Raw genomic sequence first — 12,273 nt, 5'->3', positions numbered from 1 at the left:
AAATGCGGGCGCACCGTAGTAGGACTATGTAACCACAAACGCAGCGTCCGCGCTGCCATACGCGAAAGGAGGTTTTACACATGGCAAGTTTGCGCGACAGCGTAAAGGACTATCAAGAGGAACTTAGGGACGGTATCGCATGGGTGGCGTTCTGGAAAGAGGGGCGTTCATGGAACGCCGAGCTGTTTCATCTTGAAGTGGACGGTACTTTAGAACCGTTTGACAGGAGCCGGTTAGAGGAAATCAAAGCGGCTGACCCCGCCGCCGTTATTCTAAACGGCTACTACTGCGGGCATTTAGGCGAGGATATGAGCCTTGACGAACTGACCGCCGGAGTGCGCTATCACTATGAAAACAGCATGAATGACCTTGACGGTTTTATCGGGGCGCATGACGACAGGCTTCCCCCGGAGGTTATCGAGGAAGCAAGAGCCGCCGCCCATGCAGCGGGGATTCCCTTTTCCGAAAAGCCCTACCGGGACGGGGAAGATTTTGACCCTTATGTATTTGACGGAAGCATGAGTATTGAGGACTACGAACTTATGCACCGCATGATTGAAAAAGAAAGGAGCAAGCGAATGGACGAATTGAAAACAGGTTATTCTTCATACGACCGCGACAGACTGGACGCCGCCGACAAGATGAAGATTGAGCGCGGTATCTATTTTGACACGAAAGGCGCGGATATTTCCCCGCTGACCGCCTTATCTCTTGCGGAGCTTATGAAGCTGCGGGAAGAAAGCGCGGCTGCGGAACAGACCGTTTTTGAAAATCTGAAAGTACAGGCTGCCGCCTGGGAGGAACAGGCGGGAAAGACCCTGTTATATGACAAGGCGATTGAGTATGCAAGAGTACCCGAAGTGAAGCATACGGCGAACAAGTGGCAGGACGAGGACAACGACCGCCACATTATCAGCAACCGGGTATATAAAATGAGCTATCATGTGTACGAAAATACCCGCTATGACAAGGCAGCACAGAAATCTATTCCATATTCCTATACGTTATCTTGGAACGTCTACACCAACAGCCCCCACGGGTACGGACAGGCGAAAATCGCCGGACAGGACAGAAAGGTATTTGCTGACCGGGCAGCTATGGAAAAATATCTGAATGGGCGTATCAAGGCGTATGAAGAACTTTTTACGGAAATCTCCCCGGCTATCCCGCCGGAATACGCGGAACAGTTTAGGGTAAACGGGCAGCTCTTACCGGGCTACACCGTAGAGGGCGAGGAAATCAAGCAGCCCGCCGCCGACAGTCCCGCCGCTGCACCGAGAACCGAACCGGGACAGGAAACGGAACAGTTTGCAATCCTGATTGACAGCCGCACCCGTTTTGAAACGGGAGAACCGGGTGGCTACTGGCTTTCCATGCCCGCCACCAAAGAGCAGCTTCACGAAGCCATGCAAAGCGTCGGCATTACCGCAGACAACCCGCAGGAATTTTTCATTCACGGCTACTCTGACCGGGAGGACAGACACATTGCCCTGCCGTATGACATGGTATGCGCGGCACAGGTGGACGAGCTGAATTTCCTTGCGGCACGACTGGAAAACCTTGACGCTTCCGGGATTGCCGCGCTGAACGCCGCCACACAGCGAAAGAACGGTTTTGAGAATATCGGGCAGCTCATTGACTTTACCTATAACGAGGACTTTTTCGTGCATATCCCCGAAGTACATAATCCCCGCGAATTGGGCGATTATTACCTTAACAAATCCGGCATGGTGCAAATGCCCGCTGAATGGAAAAACAGCATTGACCTTATCGCCTTTGGACGAAACGCCGCCGCGCAGGAAAAAGGCAGCTTTACGGAATACGGCTACCTTGTGGAAAGCGGCGACGAATGGGAGAAACACTTTGAGGGACGGGACGTGCCGGAGGAATACCGCATTATGAGCTACCCGCAGCCGACCATCGAACTGGACGCAGCCCCGGCAGTACAGACGGCGACCATTCCCGAAGCACAGCAGCAGGAGCCGCGCCCGGTTATCCCTATCGTGCTGACGAGCGAGAAGCCAGCCGAAAAGCTCAAAGAGATAACCGACCGCTTGGAGCAAGGCATTACGGAGCTGTTCGACAGCGAGCGTTACAAGGAATATCTGCGCGTCATGTCAAAGTTTCATAATTACAGCTTTAACAATACGCTGCTGATCGCCATGCAAAAGCCCGACGCTTCCCTTATCGCCGGATTTTCCGCATGGAAAAATAACTTTGGACGAAACGTGATGAAAGGACAAAAGGGTATCAAAATCCTTGCCCCGTCGCCGTTCAAGATTAAAAAAGAAATGGAGAAAATCGACCCGCAAACACAGAAAGTCATTATCGGTAAGGACGGAAAGCCCGTAACCGAAGAAAAGGAAATCACAATCCCCGCCTTTAAGGTGGTATCTGTCTTTGATGTATCGCAGACCGAGGGAAAGGAAATCCCCGACATTGCCGTAAATATGCTGACCGGAGATGTGGAGCATTACAAGGAGGTTTTCGCTGCCCTTGAAAAGACTTCTCCTGTTCCTGTTGGCTTTGAAAAAATCGAGGGCGGCGCACATGGTTACTACCACTTGGAGGACAAGCGTATTGCCCTTGATGAGGGCATGAGCGAGCTGCAAACCTTAAAGACACTTATCCATGAAATCGCCCATGCAAAGCTGCACGACATTGACCTTAACGCACCATTGGAGGACTTGGAGAACAGACCCGACCGCCGCACCCGTGAGGTACAGGCAGAAAGTATCGCCTATACCGTGTGCCAGCATTACGGGCTTGATACTTCCGATTATTCCTTTGGGTATGTTGCCGGGTGGAGTGCCGGACGGGAGCTTGCCGAACTGAAAAGCTCTCTTGAAACAATCCGCAGCGCAGCCGCCGAGATTATCAATTCCATTGACGGACATATCGCAGAACTGCAAAAGGAACAGGCACAGGACGCACCGAGGGAAAAAGCCGCCATGCCGGAGTACATTTACAAGATTGAAGCCAACCCCCGCACAACGGGCGACAACGACCGCTTTTTCCTGCAAGCCTATCTCCCGCAGGAAAACGGCAGGGCAAAAATCGGGGACGTGCTGTATATCGGCAGCCTTGCAAAATGCCGGGAACTCATGGGCGGGCTGAACGCCGGAGAGCTGACGCAGGGAGAAGTAAAGGAGCTATATGCAAAGGCGCAGGAAGCCGAAGCCGACAAAGACACCTTTTCCATTTATCAGCTAAAGCAAGGGGACGAAACGCGGGACTTCCGCTTTGAGCCTTACGACCGCCTGCAGGCGGCGGGAAATGTGGTTGATAAGACAAACTATGAGCTTGTCTATTCCGCAGAGCTTACGCCGGGTACTTCCCTTGAAGATATTTACACCCGTTTCAATATCGACCACCCGAAAGATTTTAAGGGACACAGCCTTTCCGTTTCCGACGTGGTAGTGCTTCATCAGAACGGACAGGACGCGGCGCATTATGTAGATAGTTTCGGCTACAAGGAAGTGCCGGAGTTTTTGCAGGAGCAGACACAACAGCCGGAAAAGATAAACCCGCTAAAGCACGTCGAGGACACAATCGAGCAGAACGACAACAACTTTGACGGTATCATCAACAACACCCCTACGGTTGACGAACTGGAAGCAAAGGTAAAAGCCGGGGAACAGATTTCCCTTGTTGACCTTGCAGAAGCGATTAAGGCAGACAAAGAACGCGGCAAAGAAAAGCCCTCTATCCGGGCGCAGCTTAAAGCTGACAAAGAACGGACGGGGAAAAAGAAGAACGCAAAGCAGAAGTCGCAGGACTTGGAAAGGAGCTGACACATGAGCAAATTAAATAAATTTGAAGATGTAGACGTGTTCGCTTCCCTCGATGCGATTATGAAGCAGAATACAGGCTTTTACCAAAGCGATTTTGATATTGACAGGGAGATTATCGCAAAAACGGCGGCAAGCGCAAGTAAAGAGGATAAGACCCTCTTATGGTTTTGCCGCCCGTCCGGGACGCATTGCTTCCGGGAGCGTGACGTTTTCCTAAAGGACACCGCGCCCCATAATACCTGGCGTTTTTACATGGAGCAGACAAGCGACCGTATTCTTGCCTATGCAATCGAGCTGACAGGCAAGGAGCATGGAAAAATCAAGGGCAATCTGTATGAACTTGACTATTCCCGCCATTATGAGCGCGTCAAAGAAAAAGGGCTGCCCGCCGATACGGTAAAGCTGATTTATGAGCGCGGGGAGCAGATGATACCCGCCGGACAGTATTTCAACGGAAGCCCAGACCCGCAGTTTGGGAAGTTTGAACGCTTTGAAGCCATACCCAACGACCCGGACGCTCTTAAATGGCTCTTACGGGAGGAACACCGCAACAGGGAGCAGCTTCCACCGGGAGATTTTAAGGCCCATATCGCCGCATTGCATGACGGACTGATTGAAACGGAAGCACGGCGCATTGTGCGGGAAATGAAGCGGCATGACACGCCGAACAGCCCGAACAAGACCCATTTCATGGTGGAGCTTTCCCCAGCGTTCATGCAGCTTGCGAACACAAAGGACATTGACCGCCTTTTCTCCATGCTGCCTTACAAGACCCTTTCCTTTTCCAAAATCGAGGGCAGACATGGAACGTATGCGCTGATTGACAAGGGAGAGAACCGGGACAAAGAGATTAAAAAGCCCCGCCCCTCTGTCCGGGCGCAGCTTGCCGCAGACAAGAAAACAGCCGCCCCGAAAAAGTCAGCGGCAAAAAGAAAAAATCACGATTTGGAGGTATGAGCATGAATAGATTTACTGTTGAGGAAACAAACCTTTTGAGCATTTACCATGAGGGAAGCAAGGCGCAGCTTATTGAGAACATGACCGCTGCGCTGCCTTACATGGACGCGGGATTACGGGAGCTTGCAGAGCGCACCATTTCCAAAGTGAACGCGCTGACCGACGCCGAGTACAAAGAGCTTTCCGTTTATCCTGCTGATGAAGTATGACCGGGATTAAGCGGCTGACGCCGCGACAAAGCCGCAAGGTAAACACCCTTGTGAAAAAGGAGTGCTGCAACTGCGAGAATGGCAACTGTATTTTACTGGACGACGGGGACACTTGCGTATGCCCGCAGCTCATTTCCTATTCCCTGCTCTGTAAGTGGTTTCGGATTGCCGTACTTCCTCTTGATAAGCTGCTCTATGCGGAACTCTATCAGACCGAGGACAGAAAGAAATGTACCGTGTGCGGCGCGTTCTTTGCGTCCACCTCTAACAGCGTCAAATACTGCCCGGACTGTCGGAAGCGGATTACCCGCAGACAGGCAGCCGAGCGCATGAGAAAACGGCGCGCTCTTGTTACGCGGTAAGGGCGAAAAAAGCCTTGTTTTACAGGCTTCTGACAACCGTTTCCTCATAGGGCAAGGGCTTTATACCTTTTCCCTTAAAAACGGCGTTCTACTGCGTAACATTTCAGAACTGCACCCATAAGAAAACCGGGGCGCGGATAGTCTTTACTGACTGTCTGCGTCCCGGTTTTTCCTTTGCTATTTTTCCATGTTGATTTGAGGGGTTGCGCCCTTATCTGTGGTAAGTAAACGGTATATCGTAAGGGGGATATACCATGCAGCCACGACGAGCCGCCATATCAAAATGACCCCACCGATAATGCCGCCCAAAATGAAGTTGAGGGCAATGATACCCACCGTTCCGGCTATGTCATACCCATGCGGTACAAGCCATACGAACATACGGCGAATACCAAAGGGAATACCGCAGCACAGCCACACATAAAAGTAATTGGTCTGCCCGTCCTCTGTAAAGACGTTCTTAAACATGAAGAATAAAAACAATGCGATAACGGCGGGCAAAACGGTTCTCTTAAAAAAGTCTTTCCAAATTTCCCCGCGTGTCATGGTATCACTCCTTTTCTATTGGGAATTGTGGGATAGCTTCTAACAGTTTCAGTATGAGCGTTTGCCGTAAATCGTCGTCGATTTCCTCTTTTACGCTTCCGTCCGGCTGACGCTTTTTTACCATTGCAAGGCGGTTGATTTCGTCACCGTAACAAGCAAGCACTTTTTCCAACGCCCATTTTTCGCCCGCAACGGCGGCGCGTATCGTTTCATAGTCCGGCATTTCCTGTTCCATTCTCTGACACTTCCTTTGCTGAAAATGTATCACTTTGGTATGTAACTACTGTTTTTGATAGGAACTATTATATCATACAAGTATGAACAAAGCTACTCCCCGCGTTCTTTTCCTTTTTCCCGTTCCGGTTCTCTTGGCTGCCGTAAAATGCTGTCTATGTTCTGTTTGATAACGTCGTACTCTTTGACCTGTTTTTTCAGTCTGCCATAGTCGGCGTAAAGGGCTTCTTTCTGTTCCTGGAGCTTTTCATATTCCGATTGCAGCGCGGTGAGGTTCGGGAGCTTGGAAACGCCCGCCGCCTTTAATGCCTTTGCCGCTGCTTCATGCAAGATGATTTCGCGCTCATGGGCTGCCCGGTAACTGTCCTTATTTCTTGCTTTGCGGTATGCGTCATAGGCGGGTTTTGTCTTTTGGAACGTGGAAACATTCTTGATAAGCACCGCCATATCTACAAGCCGTTTTTCCGCGCTCTTTAATGCGTCTGCCGCCTGTTCGCTCTCTGTCTGTATCTCTGCGATTTTTGCGGTCAAGTCGGTGTATTGTTCAATCTTGTGTTCCGTAATAAAATTCATGGTCTTAGCTGCCTGTTTCAGATTGTGGATTTTCGCCCATTGTTCATAACCCCGGCTCTGCGCCGCCTTGATACTGTTTTCAATATCAATGAGCAGGGACACGCCGCGTTCTGTCTTGGGAGCTTTGGCGGTGCGGGTACGCTTGCCCTCTATCCGTTCCCGGATTGCTTCCTCTGTATAATCTGCGCCGAGGGTTTTCAAACGGGTAAACCGTTCCTGTCCCGGAACCAAACAGGACACATATTTTCCCCGTTTGATTGTGAAGCCTTCTGCCTGTAACCGCGCGAGCAATTCTTCAAAGTCGGACACTTGGGGGATAAGGGTATCGACGGCAAGTTTCAATTTTGCTTTGGCGGTTTTCTCTTTCTTATACACCGCATAATTCTTTCCCTTGCCGCCTTTCTCCGGCACAAGGACGGACAAGCCGTTTTCCCGGCACAGCCTGTCGCTGATGTTGCGTATTCCGTAATAGGTGCGCTTGTTGGAAACATACTTGTGGTAGTCTACAAAGTTTACCGCACAAAAAATGATGTGGTTATGGATATGCCCTTTATCTATGTGAGTGGTAAGGACGTATTCATATTGCCCCTTTGTTACCGCGTCGGCAAGCTGTTTTCCGATTTCATGGGCTTTCTCATAATCGACTTCCCCCGGCTCAAAAGATTGTATCAAATGGTGTGCGAGGTTGTTTCCTCTGTCAAGAGCTTGCGACAATGTAAATCCGAACTCAATATCTGCCGTTTCATAGCTGCACCCGAACGAGGACACCAGCATTTTCCCGTCCGTCTTGTTCGGGTTTTGGATATAGTCAAGGGCTTTTTTTAACGTGCTTTTAATAGGCTTAATCTTTGTAACCGCCATATCTCCGCAAGCACCTCCTTGATTTCTTCTATATCCTCTTGGTAGACGCTGCCCGTCGCATTGACGCGCTTTGCAATCTGATTGACATTGACCCCGATTTTCTGTATCTCCGCTGTCATAGCTTTTATGTCGGCATGGTCTATCTGAATGATATACCCGTCGATTGCCATTTTCCGCAAGTAGGCTTCCATGTTCCGGGTAGGGACGAGCTGCATTTTCTGTTCAATGAACGCCCGTTCTTCCTCTGTTACTCTGAATTTAATTTGTACTGTCCGTTTCCTGCCGTTCATCGGCTCACACTCCTTTCCATTCCGAGGGTTTGGGACACTTCCCAACAAGCAATTTTCAACCGACGCGCCGCAGCGCAGGAGGGCGAAAATACGGAAAGGGTACCCCTTTCCTATGCTTGCTACGAAAGTTTTTCCTTACTTCCTACTACGGAGCTACACCCGATTTTGCCAAACTTCCGCAAAAGAAAAACGCTGCAATCTCAAAAAAAGATTACAACGCTTCTTAAATCCTGTTCAGTTTTGCCGGACACATCTTATCTGCCCTCTTTTTCGACTTTAGCTATTTCCTCTGCTGTTGCGGTCACAATCCGTATGCCCGTATCGCTCATATCGTCAAGGAGCGCGTCAAGCTGCCGCCGATTTGTGTCTTTCCCGGCGGGGCTGTCAAAAAGGAACTGGTCTACGGATATATTATAACGCTGTATAAGCTCAAAGAAAATCTGCAAACTTGGGTGTTGCCCGTTGTTCTCAATGTTCGCAAGGTAACGCGGGGAGATATACATTTCGTCGCTTACTTTCTTGCGGCTCTCCTTGCGCCCTTTCCGAGCTTCTTTTATCGCTTCCCCAAAAGCCTTGAAGTCATACTTTTCTACTGGTCTTTTTGCCATATTCATTCACCCGATTACATTTTACTGTTCCCCTTTCCCGTTGGATATGCTTACACAATTCCTACTATGCACCAAAATAATTCATAATCAGACACTTGCTATTATTCGCCTGTCCGAGTATAATTATACTGATACTGTATGCAGAAAGGACGGGAGAATTATGGAATATATGTCTGCGCCACAGGCAGCGGAAAAATGGGGCATTTCGGAACGACGGGTACAGATACTTTGCAGCCAGAACCGCATACCGGGCGTTTCAAAACTTGGGTATATGTGGCTGATACCAAAGGACGCGGAAAAGCCGATTGACGGGAGAACAAAACAGAGAAAGGAGTTACGCCATGAACAAGGTGCTAATTATTGAGGATGATAAAGAAATATGCTTTATGATAAAAGACCATCTGGAAAAATACAATTATCAAGTATTCTTCACATTTACTGGTGCAAATGCGCTTGAACGTGTAAAAGAATTGACCCCAGATTTAATTATTTTAGATTTAATGCTTCCTTTTATCAGTGGAGATGAGTTAATTAGAACTATTAGAAAATTTTCAAATGTACCTGTAATTGTTGTTTCTGCAAAGAGTTTGACATTTAATAAAGTTGAACTCTTTCGCTTGGGTGCTGATGACTATTTAACAAAGCCATTTGATTTGGACGAATTATTAGCACGGATTGAGCGCAACTTATTGAGAAGTCAAAAATGTACGCCCAATCTTTGTTTGAAATTTGGAGAACTTTCCATTGATACAGCATCAAAAATAGTTACTGTTGCAGACGAAATCATTGTGCTTACCGCAAAAGAATATCAACTTTTAGAACTATTGGCGAAATATCCCGATAAGGTTTTTTCAAAGCAAAATCTTTATGAAAGTATTTGGCAAGAACCATTTGCAAGGGATAACGATGTCATTAACACACATATAAGCAACTTACGCAAAAAATTAAGGAGCGAAGGCTGCCGAATTAAAACCGTATGGGGCTTGGGCTACCGCTTTGCAAAATAAACTTTAGCTATTCTTTAGATTTGCCTTAGATTATTCAAGAAATTATCTGCGATACTAAGTAATAAGAAAGGAGCTGTGAAAATATGAACACAACAGTTTTTGAAGCTATCAACATCACGAAAAAGTATCGCAACACACTGGCCCTAAATCAAGTATCTATGTCTGTAATGCAGGGAGACATTTATGGGTTTATCGGAGAAAACGGTGCAGGTAAAACGACCATGATCCGTTTATTAACTGGGTTAGCAGAACCTACAACTGGCAATATTGCTTTGTTCGGTAAGAGTGATAAGAAACTCGCAAAACAGCGTGAGCGCATTGGTTGTATTATTGAGAGTCCTTCTCTTTATCTTGATATGACAGCCCATGAAAATTTGGAGGTACAACGCCTGCAACGTGGTATTCCTGGAAAGGTTTGCATTGATAATGCTCTGGAATTGGTCAATCTGAGAGACGCCGGAAAGAAAAAAGCAAAAGATTTTTCTTTGGGTATGCGGCAGCGATTAGCTCTTGCAATCGCTTTGCTTGGAAATCCTGAATTTCTCGTACTGGATGAACCAATTAACGGATTAGACCCTACTGGAATTATTGAATTAAGAAACTTACTAAAAAGGTTAAATGAAGAACGTGGAATTACTATTTTAATTTCAAGTCACATTCTCTCGGAGCTTCATCAATTAGCCAATAGATACGGTATCTTACATGAGGGGAAACTTTTGCAGGAAATTACTGCGGCAGAGTTAGAGCAACGCTGCAAAAAGCATTTATTATTACAGGTTAATGATGTAGCTACTACCAGTGCTTTGTTGGAAAGCGAACTGAATACTTCAAATTTTTCTGTTATGCCAGATAAAAGTATTCATCTATATGATTATGTTGAAAATGCCGGAAAAGTATCAGCGTTGCTAAGTGCGAATAATATTATAATTTATCAGTTGGCACAATCCGGAGACAGCCTTGAAACTTATTATACTAATTTGATTGGAGGGTGCAAAAATGATTAACCATTTTAAAGCTGAATTTTATAAATTGTTTCGCTCAAAAATAATGATAGCTATATTAGGCGTATGTGTGGCACTTGTAATGGTCTCCTTTGCACTTGGCGATATGACTTTTTTCGGAGCAGGAGACGGAACAGAAAGTGTAATCGGCTTTCAAGCTAAATGTTACTTATCCAGTGAAATGCCAACTTTTCAAACTGTTGCCCGCTCATCCCTTGCATACACAGCCTTTTTCTGGATTGTTTGCCTTGTATTTGCGACCATATTTTTTACAAAAGAATATAACACGGGCACAATCAAGTTGTCTGTTGCATACGGTACTAAACGGACTATTCTCTATTACACCAAGGCAATTACAATATTGGCAGTGTCCCTGATAACATATCTGATTTTTGTCGCTGCATTTTTCGTTATCGAAATCATACAATCCGGTTATATTCCGTCTGCGAGTGAAGCACTAACCCTGTTTGGATGGGCACTGGCTTGTGGAATCGTTTTGTTAGCATTTGAAAGCATTTCTATTTTCCTGTGTGTTATCATTCAAAATATAGGGGTTGTAACTGGAATTTGCTGCTTATATGTATTCAGCGGAGCGTCTGTTTATTTAATGCTATGGAGTAATATGGACGCGGCTTCAATACCTTTGAAAATTTTTGTGTATGGAAATCCTATGTACTATTGGATGAATTTTTGTTCTTGCCGCACAATGGGGATTATCGAACATTTACCATTTTATTTCATGGGGGGCATTTTGCTTTTGATTGTCGGCGGCATTGCTATGAGTAAGAAAGAAATCAAGTAAAAACAAGGAGGTAGAATATGGGTTGGGCGATTCTGTTTCTTGTTCTAGTAGTATTGGTCATTATCCTTTCAATTTCTTTAATTAACTGGAAAATGCAGATACACAAAGTGAACGTCCAACTAAATGCTATTCTGAATGGAGAAACGAAAAAGTTAGTTACAATATCTTTAACTGATAGGCGGTTGGAGCATTTAGTGGAAATCATAAATCAAATCGTATCAAAAGATAACATTTATCTGGGAGAAATCCGAAAAAAGGAGGATGAACTTAAAGAGAATATTTCTTGCCTTTCTCACGATTTACGGACACCACTAACTTCTATTCGCGGATATTTGCAGCTTTTATCAAGTGCGCCGGACGAAAAAAGACAAGAATATATTTCAGCATTATCAGGAAAAGCCTTGAGATTAGAACGTCTCATAGACGACTTTTATCAAATCTCTCTTTTGGAAGCAGGACAATATCCATTTTATTATGGAAAAGTTGAATTATGCTCATTGCTTACCGAAATCCTGTTGGACAACTATTCGACTTTCAGTGTTAATGGAATTGAACCGCAAATAGAAATACCTGATGTGAATATTTATCTTAATGCTGATAGAAAAGCGTGTATTCGCATTATACAGAATCTTATATTCAATGCGATAACTTCCACTACAAGTAATGTTGTAGTTCAGCTAATTTATAATACAGATTCTGTTCAACTGTGTATCAAAAATCCTATTGCAACTATTCCTACAGAAGAATATTCAAAATTGTTGGAGCGCTTTTATGTGGCAGATATTTCAAGGAGTAACGGTACATCTGGACAGGGACTTTATATTGTAAAAAAGCTGTTGCTGTTGATGAATTGCAAAAATCCAATAATTGAGATACAAGACCATATTTTTAAGATTACGATTGATTTTTCTCCCTTACTCATAAAAAAATAATCTGCCGGACGACGGCAAAAGAAAAAAAGCCGTCGCAGAGCAGAAGCATTTTCACGCGCCTACTATTTTTCGGCGGCTTTGATTTTCAGAGCCGCCG

General features: G+C 46.0%; 14 protein-coding genes. 9 read left to right on the top strand and 5 right to left on the bottom strand.

Going from position 1 to position 12,273, the window contains the following annotated elements; genetic code table 11:
* The first annotated feature begins 80 nt into the window (after positions 1-80).
* Genes ROSEINA2194_RS05750 through ROSEINA2194_RS20240 form a run of 4 tightly spaced genes read left to right on the top strand, consistent with a single transcriptional unit; the run spans position 81 to position 5,322 of the window.
* Complete coding sequence (locus ROSEINA2194_RS05750) at positions 81-3,794, top strand: YodL domain-containing protein (protein WP_005928606.1); 3,714 nt, start codon at positions 81-83, stop codon at positions 3,792-3,794.
* 3 nt (positions 3,795-3,797) lie between these two features.
* The gene (locus tag ROSEINA2194_RS05745; RefSeq protein WP_005928610.1) at positions 3,798-4,751 is read left to right on the top strand and encodes a hypothetical protein; all 954 of its coding nucleotides are present in this window, start codon (positions 3,798-3,800) and stop codon (positions 4,749-4,751) included.
* Positions 4,748-4,960, top strand: a complete 213-nt coding sequence (locus ROSEINA2194_RS05740; RefSeq protein WP_005928614.1) for a transposon-transfer assisting family protein — start codon at positions 4,748-4,750, stop codon at positions 4,958-4,960. Before ROSEINA2194_RS05745 ends, ROSEINA2194_RS05740 begins: the two co-directional genes overlap by 4 nt.
* Positions 4,957-5,322 carry a cysteine-rich VLP domain-containing protein gene (locus tag ROSEINA2194_RS20240; protein ID WP_005928617.1) on the top strand — a complete coding sequence of 122 codons (366 nt, stop codon included), beginning with the start codon at positions 4,957-4,959 and terminating at the stop codon, positions 5,320-5,322. Before ROSEINA2194_RS05740 ends, ROSEINA2194_RS20240 begins: the two co-directional genes overlap by 4 nt.
* A 177-nt stretch (positions 5,323-5,499) precedes the next feature.
* On the opposite strand, the gene ROSEINA2194_RS05730 is transcribed toward ROSEINA2194_RS20240, so the two are convergent.
* From ROSEINA2194_RS05730 to ROSEINA2194_RS05710, 5 genes are all read right to left on the bottom strand, one after another.
* A complete protein-coding gene (locus ROSEINA2194_RS05730) occupies positions 5,500-5,868 on the bottom strand; it encodes a DUF6050 family protein (RefSeq protein ID WP_005928622.1) in 369 nt (122 codons plus the stop codon).
* A 4-nt stretch (positions 5,869-5,872) separates the two neighbouring features.
* The gene (locus ROSEINA2194_RS05725) at positions 5,873-6,103 is read right to left on the bottom strand and encodes a helix-turn-helix domain-containing protein (RefSeq protein WP_005928624.1); all 231 of its coding nucleotides are present in this window, start codon (positions 6,101-6,103) and stop codon (positions 5,873-5,875) included.
* A gap of 92 nt (positions 6,104-6,195) precedes the next feature.
* Positions 6,196-7,536 carry a relaxase/mobilization nuclease domain-containing protein gene (locus ROSEINA2194_RS05720; RefSeq protein WP_005928627.1) on the bottom strand — a complete coding sequence of 447 codons (1,341 nt, stop codon included), beginning with the start codon at positions 7,534-7,536 and terminating at the stop codon, positions 6,196-6,198.
* Complete coding sequence (locus ROSEINA2194_RS05715) at positions 7,497-7,826, bottom strand: plasmid mobilization protein (RefSeq protein ID WP_005422959.1); 330 nt, start codon at positions 7,824-7,826, stop codon at positions 7,497-7,499. The genes ROSEINA2194_RS05720 and ROSEINA2194_RS05715 overlap by 40 nt, the downstream gene beginning before the upstream one ends.
* A 254-nt stretch (positions 7,827-8,080) precedes the next feature.
* On the bottom strand, positions 8,081-8,434 hold the full coding sequence (locus tag ROSEINA2194_RS05710; RefSeq protein WP_015542399.1) for a helix-turn-helix domain-containing protein: 354 nt from the start codon (positions 8,432-8,434) through the stop codon (positions 8,081-8,083).
* Positions 8,435-8,594: 160 nt separating this feature from the next.
* Here ROSEINA2194_RS05710 and ROSEINA2194_RS05705 point away from each other — a divergent pair, with 160 nt between their 5' ends.
* From ROSEINA2194_RS05705 to ROSEINA2194_RS05685, 5 genes are all read left to right on the top strand, one after another.
* Positions 8,595-8,798, top strand: coding sequence for a helix-turn-helix domain-containing protein (locus tag ROSEINA2194_RS05705; RefSeq protein ID WP_015542398.1), 204 nt, complete (start codon positions 8,595-8,597; stop codon positions 8,796-8,798).
* The gene (locus ROSEINA2194_RS05700; RefSeq protein ID WP_005928637.1) at positions 8,776-9,441 is read left to right on the top strand and encodes a response regulator transcription factor; all 666 of its coding nucleotides are present in this window, start codon (positions 8,776-8,778) and stop codon (positions 9,439-9,441) included. Before ROSEINA2194_RS05705 ends, ROSEINA2194_RS05700 begins: the two co-directional genes overlap by 23 nt.
* 83 nt (positions 9,442-9,524) lie before the next feature.
* The gene (locus ROSEINA2194_RS05695) at positions 9,525-10,445 is read left to right on the top strand and encodes an ATP-binding cassette domain-containing protein (protein ID WP_005928640.1); all 921 of its coding nucleotides are present in this window, start codon (positions 9,525-9,527) and stop codon (positions 10,443-10,445) included.
* The gene (locus ROSEINA2194_RS05690) at positions 10,438-11,244 is read left to right on the top strand and encodes an ABC transporter permease (RefSeq protein ID WP_005928643.1); all 807 of its coding nucleotides are present in this window, start codon (positions 10,438-10,440) and stop codon (positions 11,242-11,244) included. The genes ROSEINA2194_RS05695 and ROSEINA2194_RS05690 overlap by 8 nt, the downstream gene beginning before the upstream one ends.
* A gap of 17 nt (positions 11,245-11,261) precedes the next feature.
* Positions 11,262-12,176, top strand: coding sequence for a sensor histidine kinase (locus tag ROSEINA2194_RS05685; protein WP_005928646.1), 915 nt, complete (start codon positions 11,262-11,264; stop codon positions 12,174-12,176).
* Positions 12,177-12,273 lie beyond the last annotated feature (97 nt).

Origin of the sequence: Roseburia inulinivorans DSM 16841, from assembly GCF_000174195.1 — a bacterium.
Lineage (GTDB): Bacteria > Bacillota > Clostridia > Lachnospirales > Lachnospiraceae > Roseburia > Roseburia inulinivorans.
Note: the sequence above shows the minus strand (reverse complement) of the source record. Positions and strands in the feature narration are given on the sequence as shown.